10 protein-coding genes are annotated in these 15,871 nt (G+C 63.8%); 3 read left to right on the plus strand and 7 right to left on the minus strand.

The window, feature by feature from the left end; genetic code table 11:
* Window positions 1–33 precede the first annotated feature (33 nt).
* Genes V1278_RS22675 through V1278_RS22690 form a run of 4 tightly spaced genes read right to left on the minus strand, consistent with a single transcriptional unit; the run spans window position 34 to window position 9,190 of the window.
* On the minus strand, window positions 34–3,138 hold the full coding sequence (locus V1278_RS22675) for an efflux RND transporter permease subunit (protein ID WP_334382249.1): 3,105 nt from the start codon (window positions 3,136–3,138) through the stop codon (window positions 34–36).
* Window positions 3,139–6,288, minus strand: a complete 3,150-nt coding sequence (locus V1278_RS22680; RefSeq protein ID WP_334382250.1) for an efflux RND transporter permease subunit — start codon at window positions 6,286–6,288, stop codon at window positions 3,139–3,141.
* Window positions 6,289–6,336: 48 nt separating this feature from the next.
* A complete protein-coding gene (locus V1278_RS22685; protein WP_334382251.1) occupies window positions 6,337–7,740 on the minus strand; it encodes an efflux RND transporter periplasmic adaptor subunit in 1,404 nt (467 codons plus the stop codon).
* Complete coding sequence (locus tag V1278_RS22690; protein ID WP_334384235.1) at window positions 7,730–9,190, minus strand: efflux transporter outer membrane subunit; 1,461 nt, start codon at window positions 9,188–9,190, stop codon at window positions 7,730–7,732. Before V1278_RS22690 ends, V1278_RS22685 begins: the two co-directional genes overlap by 11 nt.
* A 453-nt stretch (window positions 9,191–9,643) precedes the next feature.
* Here V1278_RS22690 and V1278_RS22695 point away from each other — a divergent pair, with 453 nt between their 5' ends.
* From V1278_RS22695 to V1278_RS22705, 3 genes are all read left to right on the plus strand, one after another.
* Window positions 9,644–9,892, plus strand: coding sequence for a DUF1365 family protein (locus V1278_RS22695; protein ID WP_334382252.1), 249 nt, complete (start codon window positions 9,644–9,646; stop codon window positions 9,890–9,892).
* 56 nt (window positions 9,893–9,948) lie between these two features.
* Entirely contained in the window at window positions 9,949–11,178 is a 1,230-nt protein-coding gene (locus tag V1278_RS22700) for a cyclopropane-fatty-acyl-phospholipid synthase family protein (protein ID WP_334382253.1), read from the plus strand.
* Window positions 11,179–11,268: 90 nt separating this feature from the next.
* Window positions 11,269–12,309: a cysteine synthase A gene (locus tag V1278_RS22705; RefSeq protein WP_334382254.1), complete on the plus strand. Its 1,041-nt coding sequence runs from the start codon at window positions 11,269–11,271 to the stop codon at window positions 12,307–12,309.
* A 66-nt stretch (window positions 12,310–12,375) separates the two neighbouring features.
* Here V1278_RS22705 and V1278_RS22710 read toward each other — a convergent pair whose 3' ends face one another.
* Genes V1278_RS22710 through V1278_RS22720 form a run of 3 tightly spaced genes read right to left on the minus strand, consistent with a single transcriptional unit; the run spans window position 12,376 to window position 15,855 of the window.
* The gene (locus tag V1278_RS22710; protein WP_057844192.1) at window positions 12,376–13,119 is read right to left on the minus strand and encodes an amino acid ABC transporter ATP-binding protein; all 744 of its coding nucleotides are present in this window, start codon (window positions 13,117–13,119) and stop codon (window positions 12,376–12,378) included.
* A gap of 10 nt (window positions 13,120–13,129) precedes the next feature.
* Entirely contained in the window at window positions 13,130–14,653 is a 1,524-nt protein-coding gene (locus V1278_RS22715; RefSeq protein WP_334382255.1) for an amino acid ABC transporter permease, read from the minus strand.
* Window positions 14,650–15,855: an amino acid ABC transporter permease gene (locus V1278_RS22720; RefSeq protein WP_334382256.1), complete on the minus strand. Its 1,206-nt coding sequence runs from the start codon at window positions 15,853–15,855 to the stop codon at window positions 14,650–14,652. The genes V1278_RS22715 and V1278_RS22720 overlap by 4 nt, the downstream gene beginning before the upstream one ends.
* Between the last annotated feature and the right edge of the window lie 16 nt (window positions 15,856–15,871).

Genomic DNA, 15,871 nt, shown 5'->3' on the forward strand with positions numbered 1-15,871 from the left:
CCCGCTATACGCTTTCCGGACGCAGTAATCCAACTATTCGGCAGGCGCGGCGATCGCCGCCGGCCGGGATCGCTGCCGCAGCCGGTCGATCAGAAGGTAGATCACCGGCGTGGTGTACAGCGTCAGGATCTGCGACACGACCAATCCGCCGATGATGGTGATGCCAAGCGGCCGGCGCAGCTCGGTGCCGGGGCCGGTGGCGATGACCAGCGGAATGCCGGCGAACAGCGCTGCCATCGTCGTCATCAGGATCGGCCGGAAGCGGGCGCGGCAGGCCTCGAAGATCGCGTCAGCCGACGACAGGCCGCGGTGGCGCTCGGCATCGAGCGCGAAATCGACCATCATGATGCCGTTCTTCTTGACGATGCCGATCAACAGGATGATGCCGACAAAGGCGATCACGGTGAGCGGCGTATTCGTCACCTGCAGCGCCAGCAGCGCGCCGAGGCCCGCGGACGGCAGGGTCGAGATGATCGTGATCGGGTGGGCCAAGCTCTCATAGAGCACACCGAGCACGATATACATCGCCACCAATGCGCCGAGGATCAGAAGCGGCTGCCGCCCGCTGGTCTTGTTGAAATCGCTGGCACTGCCGTCGAAACTGCCGCGGATGCCCTCCGGCATGTGCAATTCCTCGACCGCGCGCTGGATATTGGAGGTCGCGACCTCCAGCGGCACATCGGGCAGCAGATTGAACGAGACCGTCGTCGAGGGGAACGATTGCGAGTGGTACACCGCAAGCGGCGACAGGCCGCGCTGGTAGCGCACTACGGCCGATAGCGGCACCTGGGCGTCGTTGGCGCCTGCCACATAAATCCGCTCCAGATTGGAAGGATCGCTCTGGAATTTCGGGTCGATCTCCAGCACCACCATGTACTGGTTGCGCTGGGTATAGATGATCGAAATCTGGCGCTGCGCGAAGGCGTTGTTCAGGGCGTTGTCGATGTCCTGGACGCTAACGCCGAGGCTCGAGGCGGTCTTGCGGTCGATCACCAGCGACAATTGCAGCCCGCCGGGGTCGCGGTCGCTGGAGATGTCGGTGATGCCCTCCACCGTCTCCATGCGCTTGGCGACCAGCGGCGCCCATTTCTGCAGGAGCTCGAGATTCGTGCTCGACAGCGTGTACTGGTAATCGGAGTCGCTTTGCCGGCCGCCGGTGCGGAGGTCCTGCGCCGCGAACATGAACAGGCGGATGCCGGCGACCCGGTAGAGATTCTTGCGCAGGCGATCGATCACCTGCTCCGTCGACATGCCGGCCCGCTCCTCCGGCGGCTTCAGGCTGATGAACATGGTGCCGCGGTTGGAGCCGCCGCCGCCCGGACCGGCGGTGCCGCCGAGCGAAGAGCCGATGGCGGCGACCGCAGGATCGGCCATCACGATGTCGGCCAGTTGCTGCTGCAGCCCGAGCATCGCCTGGAACGAGGTATCGGGAGATGCACGTGTCGCGCCAATCACAAGACCGCTGTCGTCGGTCGGGAAATAGCCTTTCGGCGTCTTGATATAGAGCACCACCGTCAGAGCAATGGTGGCAAAGAACACGAGCAGGGTCAGGAACGGGAAGCCGAGCACCGCCCGCAGCGTCCAGGTGTAGAAGGAAACGATGCGCGACAGCGTGCCCTCGACCAGCCGGTCGAACCAGGTCGCGCGATCGGAGGTCGCTTCCTTGATATAATGCGCGCAAATCATCGGCGTGACCGTGAGCGACACGACAGTCGACACCACGATGGCAAAGGTCAGCGTCAGCGAGAATTCGCGCAGCAGCCGGCCGACGATCCCGTCCATGAAAATCAGCGGCGTGAAGGCCGCGATCAGCGACAGGCTGATCGACAGCACGGTAAAGCCGATCTGCTTGGCGCCTTCGAGCGCCGCCGGATACGGCGCCATGCCATGTTCGAGGTTGCGGTACATGTTCTCGATCATGACGATGGCGTCGTCGACCACGAAGCCGACGGAAATCGCCAGCGCCATCAGCGACAGATTGTCGATCGAGAAGCCGGCGAGCCACATCCCGGCGCAGGTGCCGGCCAGCGCCAGCGGCACCGAAACGCCGGCCGCAATGGTCGGCGTCAGCCGCCGCAGGAACGCGAACACCACCACCATGACGAGAAATGCCGTCGCCAGCAGCGTGTACTGCATGTCGAGCACGCTGGCGCGGATGGTGCCGGTGCGGTCGACGAGCGTCGAAATTTCCACGCCGCCGGGCAGCCACTGCTTCAGTTCCGGCAGCAGCGCCCGCACCCGATCGACAGTATCGATCACGTTGGCATCGCCCTGCTTGGTGATCTGGATCAGGACCGCCGGCTGCTTGTTGAACCAGGCGATCGAGCGGCTGTTGCGGACGGAATCCTCGACCTCGGCGACATCGGCGAGGCGGACGAAATTGCCGGCGGAGCTCTTGACGATGATGTCGCGGAATTCGGCCGCGGTACGCATCTGCTTGTTGGTCGAGATCGTCTCGCTCTGGCGGCCGCCGTTGAAGATCCCGACCGGTCCCAGCGGATTGGCGTTGATGATCGCGAGCCGCACGTCGTCGGTCGCGATCCCGGCATTCGACAGCGCCACCGGATTGAGCGCGATCCGCACCGCCGGCTGGTCGGCGCCGGTGACGTTGACTTCGCCGACCCCCGGGACCTGCGAGATGCGCTGCGCAATCACGGTATCGGCGACGTCGTACATCGCACTCGTCGTCAGCGTCTTCGACGTCAGTGCCAGCACGAACACCGGGGCGGCCGCGGGATTGGCTTTGCGGAATCGTGGCAACGACGGCAGGTCGGTCGGCAGGTCCGCCAGCGAGGCGTTGATCGCCGCCTGCACGTCACGCGCGGCACGGTCGATGTTGCGGCCGATCGAGAACTGCAACTGGATGCTGGTGGACCCGAGCGAACTGGTCGAGGTGATCCGGTCAAGGCCCGCAATCTGGCCGAGCCGGCGTTCCAGCGGCGCGGCAACCGTCGAGGCCATCACGGAAGGATCGGCACCGGGACGCGTGGCGGACACCCGGATCATCGGGAAGTCGACATTGGGCACCGATGAGACCGGCAGAAAAACATAGGCGACCATGCCGACCAGGAAGAGCCCGATCGCCAGCAGCGTGGTGCCAACCGGCCGGCGGATGAAGGGCTCCGAGATCGATGCCATCTACTGCATCCCCTCGGTGGCGCCGGCGACCGGCGGCCCGGTGGGCCCCGGCTCCGGCACGGCCTTCTGAATTTTCCGGTTGAGCCGATCGAGCGCCAGGTAAATCACCGGTGTCGTATAGAGCGTCAGCAACTGGCTCAGCAGCAAGCCCCCGATGATGGAAATGCCGAGCGGAAAGCGCAATTCTGCGCCGGTACCGCTTTCGATCGCCAGCGGCAGCGCGCCGAACAGCGCCGCCAGCGTCGTCATCATAATGGGGCGGAAGCGCAACAGGCAGGCCTGCACGATAGCCTCGGAAGGCGACATGCCCTGATGCCGCTCGGCTTCAAGCGCAAAGTCGATCATCATGATCGCGTTCTTCTTGACGATGCCCATCAACAGGATGATGCCGATCAGGCCGATCACCGACAGATCCTGCCCGAATAGCATCAGCGCCAGAATGGCGCCGACGCCGGCGGACGGCAGCGTCGAGAGAATGGTGATCGGGTGAATGTAGCTCTCATAGAGCACGCCAAGCACGATGTAGATGGTAACGATCGCCGCCAGAATGAGCCATGGCTGGCCGGCCAGCGACTTGGAGAATTCGGCCGCATCGCCCGAGTAGACGCCGACGATGCTGCCGGGCATGCCAATTCTGGTCTCGATCCGCTTGACCGCCTCGACGGCATCGCCCAACGCCTCGCCGGGGGCGAGGTTGAAACTGAGCGACACCGCCGGAAACTGCGCGAGGTGCGAGATCGCCAGCGGCGCGGTAGTGCGGGTCAGCGTCGCCACCGCCGATAGCGGCACCTGGGCGCCGGGCGCGCCGGCGGTCGTGCTCGCGGCCCCCGGGAGATAGAGTTTCGACAGGATCGACGGATCGCGCTGGTACATCGGCATCGCCTCCAGCACCACGCGATACTGGTTGGCCTGGCCGTAGATCGTCGAAATCTGCCGCTGCGCAAAGGCGTCGTTGAGGGTGTCGTTGACCGCCTGGAGGCTGACGCCGAGCTGGCCGGCGCGCTGGCGGTTGATGTCGAGCGCGGCGCGCAAACCGCCCTCCTGCGCTTCCGACGAGACATCGCGGAACAGCGGCTCCCGGCGCATCTCTGCAACGAGCTTCTGCGACCACAGCGCCACCTGCGCGGCATCGGTGCCGGTCAGCGTATACTGGTACTGCGAGCGGCTCGACTGGGTCGATATCTGCACGTCCTGCACCGGCTGGAAATAGATGGTCATGCCGGGAATTTTCGCTATGCGCTGTTTCAGCCGGTCGACCACCACGGAAATATCATCGTGCCGCTCGCCGCGCGGCCTAAGCGTCATCACCAGACGTCCGACATTGGTGGTCGGATTGACCGATCCGGCCCCGATCACGGAGACGACGCCGACCACGTCCGGATCGGCCTGGATCGCGGCCGCCGCCATCGCCTGCCGGCTTTGCATCTCGGCAAAGGAGACGTCGGGACCGGCCTCGGTCACTGCGGTGATCGAGGCGGTATCCTGCAGCGGCAGAAAACCCTTCGGCGCGATCACGTACATCATTAGCGTCGCGGCGATGGTGGCGAACGTCACCACAAGGGTCGCGCGCTGGCGCTGCAGCACCCACAGCAGCGTGCGATGGTAGAAGGCGACCATGCGGTCGATAAAGCGGCTGACGGCGGCAAGCCCCGGGACCGTCATCTCTTCCCCGACATGCTTCAATAGCCGCGAACACATCATCGGCGTCAGCGTCAGCGACACGATCGCCGAGGTCACGACCGCAATCGTCAGCGTCAGCGCAAATTCGCGGAACATGCGCCCGACCAGCCCAGACATGAACAGCAGCGGGATGAAGACCGCGATCAGCGACACCGTCAGCGAGATCACGGTAAAGCCGATTTCGCTGGCGCCCTTCAGCGACGCCTCCATCACCGACTCGCCGTTCTCCATGTGACGGACGATGTTCTCGATCATCACGATGGCATCGTCGACCACGAATCCGGTGCCGATCGTCAATGCCATCAGCGACAGGTTGTCGAGGCTGAAGCCTGAAAAATACATGATGCCGAAGCTTGTGATCAGCGACAACGGCAGCGCCACGCCCGCGATCAGGGTCGCGCGCAGCGACCGCAGGAACAGCAACACCACCAGCGTCACCAGCACGACGGAAAGGATCAGCGTGAACTGGACATCCCGCACCGAGGCGCGGATGGTAACGGTGCGGTCGGAGACGATGGTCAGATTGACGCCGGCCGGAATCGCGCGCTGCACCTTGGGTATTTCGTCGCGGATCTGCCTGACGACCTCGATGACGTTGGCGCCGGGCTGGCGCTGGATGTCGATGATGACGGCCGGCGTGCCCTGATACCAGCCGCCGGTGCGATCGTTCTCCAGCCCGTCGATGATGGTGGCGACGTCGCCGATCGTGACAGGTGAGCCGTTACGATAGGCGATGATGATGGGCTTGTAGGCCTCCGCTGCCGCGATCTGGTCGTTGGCGGCAATGGTGTAGGCCTGCTGCGCACCGTCGAGCGATCCCTTCGGCCCTGAGACGTTGGCGCCGGCGATGGCGCTGCGCAAATCTTCCATCGAGATGCCGTAAGCGGCGAGCCGCGCCAGATCGGCCTGCACCCGCACCGCAGGCTTGAGCCCGCCGAGGATCGCAACGCGCCCGACGCCGGAAATCTGGCTGAGCCGCTGGCCGAGGATGGTGTCGGCGATATCGCTCATGGCGCGCAGCGAAATCGTCTCCGACGTCAGCGCCAGCGTCAGGACCGGCGCATCTGCCGGGTTTACCTTGGCGTAGGTCGGCGGATACGGCAGATTCCTTGGCAGGATACCCGCCGCTGCGTTGATGGCCGCCTGGACGTCCTGGGTGGCGCCGTCGATGTCGCGGTTGAGGTCGAACTGCAGCGAGATCTGGCTGACGCCGAACGAACTGGTCGACTGCATCGAGGACAGCGAGGGAATCTGCCCGAGCTGGCGCTCCAGCGGCGCCGTGATGAGCGAGGCGACCACGTCGGGGCTGGCACCCGGCAGTTGCGTCGTCACCTGCACGGTCGGGAAATCGACCTGCGGCAGCGCCGATACCGGCAGCGCCCAGTAGCCGAGCGCGCCGCCGATCATCAGCGCGATCCCGAGTAGCGAGGTCGCGATCGGCCGGCGGATGAACGGTTCGGAGACGCTCATGGTTGCGTGCTCACTTTACGAATTCATTTCATGCGTGCGGCGCATCGATCATGGCTGCGACTTCGCAGCGCCGCCGCGCACTGGCTCGGCCGGTGCCGGGCCGGTTTGTCCCTTTTGATCGCCCTCGCCGCGCTCGCGCTTGCCGCGGCGCTCGCCATCGTTTGCTTGACCCTCCTTGCCCGGACCTGCCTTGGAGTCTCCCTTGGCATCGGGGCTGCGGCTGCGCTTGCGCGGCGCGAGGTCGGCTGTTGGCGCCCTGTCGTCGGTGCCAATCAAGACATTGGCGCCGTCGGACAGATTGGCAAAGCCGGTGGTCACCACGCGATCGGAAATCGAAAGGCCGCTCGCGATGACGGCATCGTTTTCGTTCTGCTGCGTCACCACGACCGGCTTTGCGGTCGCGACATTGTTGGGGCCGATCACATAGCTGAATGTCCCAATCGGACCACGTTGCACCGCCGAGCTCGGCACCACGATCGCCTTCTCCAGCGTTTCGACCTTCAGCCGCACATTGACGAACTGTCCGGGCCAGAGCTGGAATTTGGCGTTGGGAAACTCCGCTTTCAGCTTCAGTGTGCCGGTGGTCGGATCGACCTGGTTATCGATGCCTTTGAGCGTACCGGTGTCGATGACGCTCACGCCGTCATTGCCGAACACGTCCACCGCCAGCACGCCTCTGGCGGCGGCAGCGTTGACCCGCACGATCTGCTGCTGCGGCAGGCTGAACTGCACGGCGATCGGCTGCAGTTGGGTGATGATGACGAGGCCGGTGACGTCGGAGGCGCGGATGATGTTGCCCTGATCGACCTGGCGCAGGCCGGCGCGCCCAGACAACGGCGCGATGACCTTGGTATAGCCGAGCATCGCCTTGGCATTGTCGATCGCGGCCTGATCGGCCTGCACCAGCGCTTCCTGCTGGGCGACCACGGCGCGCTGCGTATCGGCCTGCTGCTTGGAGCCGGCATTCGACGCGGCGAGTTGCTGATAGCGCGCCAGATCGAGCTTCTGGTTGGCCAGCAGCGCCTCGTCCTGCGCCTTCTTCGCCACCGCCTGATCGTACTGCGCCTGGTAGATCACGGGATCGATTTCGGCCAGCACGTCGCCCTGCTTGACATCCTGACCTTCGACGAAGTTCACCTTGATCAGCTTGCCGTCGACCTGGGCGCGCACCGTCACCGTGTTCAGCGCGCGGACCGAGCCCACGGCATCGAGATAGACCGGCACATCCTGCGTGCGGGGCATAGCCGCCAGCACCGGCACCGGGAGATCGGGACGTGCGCCAAGCCCGCCACGGCCGGTCTGCTTCTGCTGAAAGGCGTTCCAGCCGAGGTAGCCGAGCCCGCCGAGGATCAACAGCGTGATCGAAAGTGACACCATCCGCCGGCCAATGCCGCGCACGACGCGCTTGCCCGCCGTCTTCGGGTCGTCCTTCACTTCCGGCTTAAAGAGCATTGACCGGCCTTTCCATCCTGGGCTCCCAGCCGCCCCCCAGCGCCTGATAGAGGCTGACGATTGCCAGCAGCCGGGCCAGTTGAGCCTGCGACAGCGCATCCTCGGCCTGGAATAATGTTTGCTGCGTATTTAGCACAACGACGATGTCGGCGGTGCCGGCCCGCAACTGCTGCTCGGACAATTCAAACGCCCGCCGCGACGACGCCACGACCTCGCGCTGCAGCCGCAGCTTCTCGGTGGTCTGGCGGATCGACATCAGGGCGTTATCGACATCGGCAAAGGCCTGCACCACCGTCTTGCGGTAGGTCTGCAGCAGTTCATCCTGCAGCGCCTTGGTGAGCTCGAAATTGCCGAGGATCCTGCCGCCGTCGAAGATCGGTTGGGTCAGGCTGCCGACCATGCTGAAGAACGCGGCTTGCGGCTGAAACAGCGCCGTCAACGCCGAGCTTTGATAACCGCCCTGCCCCGTCAGTTGAATGCTCGGAAAGAACTGCGCGCGGGCGCTGCCGACATTGGCGGTGGCCGAGGCAAGCTGCGCTTCCTGCCGGCGGATGTCAGGGCGCTGCGTCAACAGCTCGGAAGGCAGGCCCGGCGTGACGCGCGGCGCGGCAATCCGATTGAGGGTTCCGCCGGTGACACGCACGGATTCCGGCGGACGCGACACCAAAATTGCCAGCGCATTGATGTTCTGGTCGAGCGTCTGCCGCAGCGGCGGCACCAGCGCGCGCTGATTGGCCACCACGCTTTCCTGTTGCGCGACGTCGAGGTCGGTACCGGTGCCGGCTCTGAAGCGCTCCTTGATGGCGTTCAGGATGCGCTCGGCGCTCGCGATGTTTCGCTGTGCGGTACGAATCCGATCCTGCGCGGCGAGCACCTGGAAATATGCATTGGCAACCGTCGTCAGCGTGGTCAGCGCGATGACGTCGCGGTCAAAGCGGCTGGCGACCGCGGTCTCCTCCGCCGCCTGGGCGGCGTCGCGGTTCTTGCCCCAGAAATCCAATTCGTAGCTGGCGCTAAGCGATGCCGAATAGTTGACCACCTCACGGCCGCCAATGGACAGGCCGCTGGCGCTCGAACGGGAGGTGCGGGAATAGCTCTCCGAACCGGTACCGCTGAGAGTTGGCAGCAGCGCCGCGCCCGCGATTCGTGCCTGCGCATCGGCCTGCCTGAACCGCGCGGTGGCGGCCGCAATGTCCAGATTGACGGTCTGCGCCTCCTCCATCAGGTCCGTCAGCTCCCGCGAACGAAATCCGCGCCACCAGTCGAGCGTCGGCGGTGCGTCCGCGGCCTTCGAAAGCCGCGCCGCCTTGTAGCCTTCGGGGATGTCGAGCGCAGGGTCGGGAAGGTCCTTGGTCAGGATGCAGCCCGCGGAGCTGGCGACGAGGCCAAGCACGGCAAGCGATCGCGCCAGCCGCTTGCCGCCCGGAATGAGAACAGGCCAACCTTCGATCGCAGCAGTTGCAATTCGCTGGGTCACACCCGTTCTCCACCGGGCAAATCCCGGCCCGGCGCATTATGAGCGCTTCTCCTGTTGGGCTGCGATACGTTCACGGGGTGATGCTTCCGTTGGAACCGAACCGCGATATTAGCCTTGCGATCAGCACGCGGACAGCCCCGCGCAGCCTCTCGCCGATCGTGCGTTCAGGTGCGTAAAACGGGCGGCAAAGAGCTCACTTCCCCTTGTTTTATAGGGTTTGGAACGATGTCGCGACGCCGCAGCACCGCCGAATTCTTACGAAGATTTCATGGGGTTTTTCCCCCGTTCTGACGTCCAACCCCGGATCCTAGCACAGTGGAGTCCGGCCTGTGGCCGATTTGAAACTCCGGGAACAGCCGTATTTCGCACCATGCAATGGAGGGCCCTGATTCTGCGGCGCATGGACCGGATAGGGATTCCACGAGCATGCATGCGCGGCTGCAGCCGATCGGCCATCGCTTCAGCTATCGCGTGACGAGCCTGCCGATCGATCTGGATGTGGCCGACTCAAACCGGCAATCGCTGCTGCTCTGCGTCAACCGCGCGGTGCTCTACAGCCTCCACGAGGCATGCGGCCGGTCCCACCGGAGGGCGCGGCCTTCAATACCGGCTTGGCGAGTGGAAAAATCAACGTCTATACTTCGCCGGCGTTGTCCACCCCGTGCCAAGCATTGAAGCAGGGTCGATCGGCCATGCGAAGCCCGGGTAAACCGCAATTCGATGGATCGCACATGCCCGAATTGATTTCGGTCACATCGGAAACTGTAGACGCGACGTTTCCGGAATTGCCCCGCCTGGTCCGGCTGGCGCTGGGCTTTGGTTCAAAGCTGCAACACGGCACGCTCGACGTGACACTGGCCGACGGCCGCGTGGTCCGGTTGGGCGGCAACGGGCCGGGTCCTGCCGCCGTGATGAAGATTTACGATTACGGCTTTGCCTCGCGGCTCGTGCGCGGCGGCGACATCGGCATTGCGGAAGCCTATCTGCGCGGCGAATGGGACACCCCCGACCTCACGCAATTCCTCTATTTGTTCTGCGTCAACCAGGACTGGATGCAGACCATGCTGATCGGCAACCCGCTGACGCGCACCTTCCAGGCCGTCAGGCATTGGCTCAACCGCAACACAAAGCGGCAGGCTCGCCGCAACATCTATGCGCATTACGACATCGGCAACGCCTTCTATTCGGCCTGGCTCGATCCCAGCATGACCTATTCGTCGGCGCTGTTCGAGGACGACACGCCCGACCTGACGGCTGCGCAGCACAACAAATACCGACGGCTCGCCGAGGCCATCGATCTGCGGCCGGGCCAGAAGCTGTTGGAGATCGGCTGCGGCTGGGGCGGCTTTGCCGAATACGCCGCCAAGACGTTCGGCGCCAAGGTCGTAGGCCTCACCATCAGCAAGGAACAGCGCGATTTCGCACAGGCGCGCATTCAGAACGCCGGACTCGGCGATAGGGTCGAGATCAAGCTGCAGGACTACCGCGACGAGCGCGACCGCTATGACCGGATCGTCTCGATCGAGATGATCGAGGCGGTTGGCGAGCAATTCTGGCCGAAATATTTTTCACAGTTGCGCGACCGCCTGCTGCCGGGTGGCCTCGCCGGTATCCAGGCCATCACCATCCAGGACAGCCTGTTCCAGGCCTATCGCCGCGAAGTTGACTTCATCCAGCGCTACGTCTTTCCGGGCGGCATGCTGCCGTCGCCGCAGATCCTGAAAACGCTCGGCGAACGCTTCGGCGTTCCCGTCATCCGCGAACGCATCTTTGGGCAAGATTATGCCAAGACGCTCGCGATCTGGCGAAGCAATTTCCGCGCGGCCTGGCCGAACCTGACGCCGTCGGGTTTCGACGATCGCTTCCGGCGGCTGTGGGAATATTACCTCGCCTATTGCGAGGCCGGTTTCCTGTCCGGAAATATCGACGTGCGCCAGGTGGTGTTTGCGAAATCGGACTGATCGCCTTGCTCCAACGCTGGCTTGTATGGCTGGCGGCCCTCCTTTAGGGTCGCCTAACGATTAGGCAAACGAACCGGCGATTTCAAAGACATGGCCTTCAACAAAGACGTCATCGAAACGATCGGCAACACGCCCCTCATCAAGCTGAAGCACGCTTCGGAAGCGACCGGCTGCACCATTCTCGGCAAGGCCGAATTCATGAATCCCGGCCAGTCGGTCAAGGACCGCGCCGGCAAATGGATGATCCTCGAGGCCGAAAAGCGCGGCGATCTCAAACCGGGCGGGCTCGTGGTGGAATCAACCGCCGGCAATACCGGCATCGGGCTCGCCGTGGTCGCCAGCGCCCGCGGTTACCGCACACTGATCCTGATCCCGGAAACGCAGAGCCAGGAGAAGAAGGACATGCTGCGGCTGTGCGGCGCCGAGCTCATCGAAGTGCCGCAACTGCCCTATTCCAATCCGAACAATTATCAGCACGTCGGGCGGCGGCTCGCTGACCAGCTTCGCAAGACCGAGCCGAACGGCGTTTTGTTCGCCGACCAGTGGAACAATCTCGACAACGCCAAGGCGCATTACGAATCCACGGGTCCCGAGATCTGGGAGCAGACCGGCGGCAAGGTCGACGGCTTTATCTGCTCGGTCGGCACCGGCGGCACGCTCGCGGGCGCCAGCCGCTTTCTGAAGGAAAAGAACAAGGACATCGTGACCGCCTGTGCCGATCCGCACGGCTTTGCGATGTACGAGCTGTTCAAGCATGGTCAGGCCAAATCGACGCCAGGGGATTCGATCACCGAAGGAATCGGGCTCGGCCGCGTCACGCCCATCATCGAGACCGCTGTTGTCGATGACGCTTTCCTGGTTTCCGACGAGGAGGCCGTAACGGTGATCTACGAACTGCTCGAGCAGGAAGGCCTGTGCCTCGGCGGCTCCACCGGTATCAACGTCGCTGGCGCGATCCGATTGGCAAAGCAGCTCGGACCCGGCAAGACCATCGTCACCGTGCTGGCCGATTCCGGCGGCCGCTATCAGTCAAAGCTGTTCAATCCGGCATTCATGCGCTCGAAGAACCTGCCGGTGCCGGCATGGCTGGAGAAGCGTACCAAGATCGACGTGCCGTTCGAGAAGGTTTAAGAGGCGAGTGGCGAATAGCGAATGGCGTTTCCCTATTCGCCATTCGCCACTCCCCATTAGCCATCTTCAATGCCGCAAGATCTGACTCAGGAACAGCTTCGTCCGCGCGTGCTGCGGGTTGGCGAAGAATTCATGCGGCGTGTTTGACTCGATGACCTGGCCAGCGTCCATGAAGACGACGCGGTTGGCGACTTCGCGGGCAAATCCCATTTCGTGGGTGACCACCAGCATGGTCATGCCTTCCTTGGCGAGGTCGACCATGGTGTCGAGCACTTCCTTGACCATTTCCGGGTCGAGCGCCGAGGTCGGCTCGTCGAACAGCATCACCTTCGGATTCATGGTCAGCGCGCGGGCAATGGCAACGCGCTGCTGCTGACCGCCCGACATTTGGCCGGGATATTTGTTGGCCTGATGCGGGATCTTGACCCGCTCCAGGAATTTCATCGCGGTCGCCTCCGCGTCCTTTTTCGGAATGTTGCGTACCCAGATCGGCGCAAGTGTGCAGTTCTCCAGCACGGTCAGGTGCGGAAACAGGTTAAAGCTCTGGAACACCATGCCGACCTCGCGGCGGACTTCATCCACCCGCCGCAGGTTCGGACCGAGTTCGATGCCCTCGACCACGATCTGGCCTTCCTGGAATTCCTCCAGCGCGTTGATGCAGCGGATCAGCGTCGACTTGCCCGAGCCCGAGGGGCCGCAGATCACGATGCGCTCGCCCTTGGCGACATCGAGGTTGATGTCGCGCAGGACATGAAAATCGCCGTACCATTTGTTGAGTGCGTTGATGCCAACGATCGAGTTTGCGGTCATGGTGATGTACTCAGTTGCGACGATGGGCGTTCAGCCGGTTCTCGACGAACAGCGAGTAACGCGACATCCCGAAGCAGAAGACGAAATAGATGATGCCGACAAAGGCAAAGCCGGTAAACAGCGTCGTCGGTGTCGACCAGACCGGATCGGAGAACGAGGCGCGCAGACTGCCAAGCAGGTCGAACAGCGCAACGATCGAGACCAGCGAGGTATCCTTGAACAGCGCGATGAAGCTGTTGACGAGACCGGGGATGACATGGCGCAGCGCCTGCGGCATCACGATCAGCGCCGTGGTCTTGGCCCAGGACAGGCCGAGCGCGCTCGCCGCCTCCCCTTGTCCGCGCGGAATCGCCGCCAGACCCCCGCGGATGACTTCGGCCTGGTACGCACCGGCAAACAGCGCGATGCCGATCAGGGCGCGCATCAGCCCGTCGATGGTGAAGCCGGCCGGCACGAACAGCGGCAGCATGTAGGTTGCAAAGAACAGCACGGTAATCAGCGGAACGCCGCGCCAGAACTCGATGAAGGCAATCGAGAAGATTCGGATCAGCGGAATGGTCGAGCGCCGCCCCAGCGCGAGCGCGATGCCGACCGGCATCGAGGCGACGATGCCGACAACGGACACCACCAGCGTCACCAGCAGGCCGCCCCACAACCGCGTGTCGACCTCCGGAAGTCCACCGCTGTCGAGACCCATCACCGCGATCACGAAGGCGATGGCGACAAAGACCCCAAGGCAGGTGATGAGCGGACGCCAGCCGGACCGCAAGCCGCCACCGAGCCAGAACAGCAGCGCCGACACGATCAACGCGGTCGCGGCGAGGTCGGTCCAGACCGGCCGGCCGAAGGCCTGGATCTGATCGCGCAACCAGGTCAGCGGCAGCAACACCCAGCCAATCACCGTGCTCACCAGCACGATCAGCTTGCCGAGGACCCATAGCAGCGGTCCGATAACGGCCGTCGCCTCGCCCGCGGCCACCAGCTTCCTGCCGCCGTCGCCGATGCTGTCGTTGAAGCCAGACAGCAGCCCGGCGGTCCAGCTCACGCCGAAGCCCCCCAGTCCACCGCCGCGCAGCAGGAAGAAGGCGACGACAGGTAACGCCACGAAGAACAGAATGGCGTTCGGACCCTTGGCCGGCAGCCGCGGAATCAGCAGCGGAACCAGCAGGATGGCGGCAAGAATGAAGGTCAGGTTGACGCGCCAGCGCTCCGGCTCCGGGTAGAAGCCATAGATGAACTGGTAAATCTTCGCTTGAATGAACGGCCAACAGGCGCCGACCGGGCGTCCAACATTTTCAGCGAGACAGGCCGTCCGATCCGTGCCGGTCCAGACCGCATCGACCAGCGCGAACTTCACGGCCGGAACGACAGTGACCCAAAGCAGCAACAGGCTGACAATCGTGATCAGGATATTGGTCGGAGAATTGAACAGCCGCGTGCGCAGGAAGCCGATGAAGCCGGTGGTCTTCACGGGCGCGGCCCGCTCGGGCACGAGGTCCTGACGGACGAAATTGGATGCGGTCGTGTCGCTCATCCGCCCATGCTCCGGCTGATCCGCCATCCATAGAAACTCATGATTGCGCTGGTGACCAGTGAGATCAGGAGATAGACGCCCATGGTGATACCGATGATTTCGATCGCCTGCCCGGTCTGGCTCAGCGTGGTTCCGGCGAACACCGAGACCAGATCGGGATAGCCGATCGCAACCGCCAGCGAGGAGTTCTTGGTCAGGTTGAGATACTGGTTGGTGAGCGGGGGCAGGATCACGCGCATCGCCTGCGGGATCACGATCAGCCGCAACACCGAACCGCGCTGCAGTCCGAGCGAGGAACCGGCTTCCATCTGGCCCTTGTGCACCGAAAGAATGCCCGCACGCACGATCTCGGCGATGAAGGCCGCCGTGTAGGTCGACAGCGCCAGCGTCAGCGCAACGAATTCCGGTATCAGGCGTGAGCCGCCGGCGAAGTTGAAGCCCCTGAGCACGGGCACCTCAAACGTGACAGGTAGGCCGAAAATCAGCATGCTGAGCAACGGCAGGCCGACAATCATGCCGAGCGCGTAGGGCCAGACCTTGATCACCTTGCCGCTTTGGAAGAGCTGACGGCGCGCGTAGCGCCACAACATGATCGCGGCGACGATCGCGACCAGCAAGGCGACGACGAACGGCTCGAAGCCAGGCTCCCCGATCGGCTTCGGAATGACCAGGCCGCGATTGCTGAGAAAGAAGCTGTCGAAGATCGAGATGCTCTGCCGCGGATTGGGCAAAGCGGCGAGCACCGCGAGATACCAGAACAGGATCTGGAACAGCAGCGGCAGGTTGCGGATCAGTTCGACATAGCCGCCCGAGATTCGCGCCAGTAGCCAGTTCGGCGACAGCCGGCCGAGAGCAACCAGGAAGCCGATCAGGGTGGCGAAGAAGATGCCGATCACCGAGACCAGCAACGTGTTCAGCAGGCCAACCACAAAGACCCGCGTGTAGGGATCGGACCCCGAATAGGGGATCAGGCTCTGGCTGACGTCAAAGCCGGCATTGTTGGCAAGGAAGCCGAAGCCCGCGGTGATCCGCTGCGCCTGCAAATTGGCACGGGCATTGGCGACGATCTCGTAGGAGATCCATGCGAGCGCGGCGACGAACAGCAGTTGGAGGACGAAGCCGCTCCAGCCAGCCCGGCCGCCGAGCGCGCGCTGCAGCCTGGGAAGTAGCTGCGACGGAGGTTTTCGGGGTTCGATGGCCATCGCCGCAGCCCCTCTC

This window comes from Bradyrhizobium sp. AZCC 1577, from assembly GCF_036924575.1.
Lineage (GTDB): Bacteria > Pseudomonadota > Alphaproteobacteria > Rhizobiales > Xanthobacteraceae > Bradyrhizobium.

Coding starts and splice junctions, on each gene's coding strand:
- V1278_RS22675 (WP_334382249.1), bottom strand. CDS start 3,138: ATGGCATCGATCTCGGAGCCCTTCATCCGCCGGCCGGTTGGCACCACG.
- V1278_RS22680 (WP_334382250.1), bottom strand. CDS start 6,288: ATGAGCGTCTCCGAACCGTTCATCCGCCGGCCGATCGCGACCTCGCTA.
- V1278_RS22685 (WP_334382251.1), bottom strand. CDS start 7,740: ATGCTCTTTAAGCCGGAAGTGAAGGACGACCCGAAGACGGCGGGCAAG.
- V1278_RS22695 (WP_334382252.1), top strand. CDS start 9,644: ATGCATGCGCGGCTGCAGCCGATCGGCCATCGCTTCAGCTATCGCGTG.
- V1278_RS22700 (WP_334382253.1), top strand. CDS start 9,949: ATGCCCGAATTGATTTCGGTCACATCGGAAACTGTAGACGCGACGTTT.
- V1278_RS22705 (WP_334382254.1), top strand. CDS start 11,269: ATGGCCTTCAACAAAGACGTCATCGAAACGATCGGCAACACGCCCCTC.
- V1278_RS22710 (WP_057844192.1), bottom strand. CDS start 13,119: ATGACCGCAAACTCGATCGTTGGCATCAACGCACTCAACAAATGGTAC.
- V1278_RS22715 (WP_334382255.1), bottom strand. CDS start 14,653: ATGAGCGACACGACCGCATCCAATTTCGTCCGTCAGGACCTCGTGCCC.
- V1278_RS22720 (WP_334382256.1), bottom strand. CDS start 15,855: ATGGCCATCGAACCCCGAAAACCTCCGTCGCAGCTACTTCCCAGGCTG.